At 62.7% G+C, this 1,420-nt stretch carries 2 protein-coding genes; both read left to right on the top strand.

Annotation, left to right across the window (positions count from 1 at the left end):
• Positions 1 to 1,197: a branched-chain amino acid ABC transporter substrate-binding protein gene (locus AC1D15_RS32160; protein ID WP_477829249.1), complete on the top strand. Its 1,197-nt coding sequence runs from the start codon at positions 1 to 3 to the stop codon at positions 1,195 to 1,197.
• A 65-nt stretch (positions 1,198 to 1,262) separates the two neighbouring features.
• Positions 1,263 to 1,420 (top strand): ABC transporter permease subunit (locus AC1D15_RS32155; RefSeq protein ID WP_477829250.1); only part of this gene is annotated, 158 nt, incomplete at its 3' end.

The following is a 1,420-nucleotide window of genomic DNA, read 5'->3' as shown; positions in this document are numbered from 1 at the left end:
CTGCACGCCGGCATCGCCTTCGCGCAGGCCGGCGAAACCGTCAAGATCGCGTGGATCGATCCGCTGTCCGGGCCGTTCGCGAGTCTCGGGGCGAACCAGCTGAAGAGCTTCCAGTTCATGGCCGAGCGCATCAGCGGCAAGAAGAACCCGGCCGGCGTCACCTTTGAGGTGGTCGGCTTCGACAACAAGGCCTCGCCGCAGGAAAGCCTGAACGTGCTGAAGGCCGCCATCGACCAGGGCTTCCGCTACGTCACGCAGGGCAACGGCTCGGGCGCGGCAGCGGCCATCATCGACGCGGTGTCCAAGCACAACGAGCGCAACCCGGGCAAGGAGATCGTGTTCCTGAACCACTCCGCGGTCGACCCGGACCTCACCAACAGCAAGTGCAACTACTGGCACTTCCGCTTCGACGCCGACACCTCGATGAAGATGGAGGCGATGACGACCTACATGAAGGACCAGCCGTCCATCAAGAAGGTCTACCTGATCAACCAGAACTACTCGCACGGCCAGCAGGTCTCGAAGTTCGCGAAGGAGACGCTGGCCCGCAAGCGCCCCGACATCCAGATCGTCGGCGACGACCTGACGCCGCTCGGCCAGGTGAAGGACTTCTCGCCCTACGTCGCGAAGATCAAGCAGAGCGGCGCCGACACCGTGATCACCGGCAACTGGAGCCAGGACCTGACGCTGCTGATCAAGGCCGCGAAGGACGCCGGCCTCGACGTCAACTTCTACACCTACTACGCGAGCGTGATCGGCACGCCCACCGCGATCGGCGCGGCCGGCGAGGGCAAGGTCAAGATGATCGCGTACGCCCACCACAACATCCCGGGCGACATCGCCGCGGTCGGCGAGGAGTTCAACAAGAAGTTCAAGGAAGACTTCTTCACCACCGACATCTACAACATCTTCACGATGCTGCCGGCCGCGATGGCCAAGGCGAAGAGCACCGACCCGGTGAAGGTGGCCGCCGCGATGGAAGGCCTGACGGTGAAGGGCTTCAGCGGCGAGATCACGATGCGCGCCTCCGACCACCAGATGCAGCAGGGCCTGTACCTGAGCACCTGGCGCAAGGTCGATGCGAAGAACAAGTACAACGTGGAAGGCACCGGCTACACCTTCGTGCCGGACAAGTTCTACGAGCCGTACGTGTCGAGCACGCCCACGTCGTGCCAGATGAAGCGTCCGGGAGCTTGAATCCCATCCACTGACAATCCCGCGGTCGACCACCCGGTCGCCGCGGGATTTTTGTTGACGCATCCATGGAGTTCTTCACCACATCGCTGCTGAACGGCATCAGCTACGGGCTGCTGCTGTTCATGCTGAGTTCCGGCCTCACGCTGATCTTCAGCATGATGGGCGTGCTGAATTTCGCGCACGCGAGCTTCTACATGCTGGGCGCGTACTTCGCATACACGAC

The sequence above is a fragment of the Rhizobacter sp. P2_H2 genome, from assembly GCF_056403375.1.
This window is presented reverse-complemented; position numbering and strand designations above follow the sequence as displayed.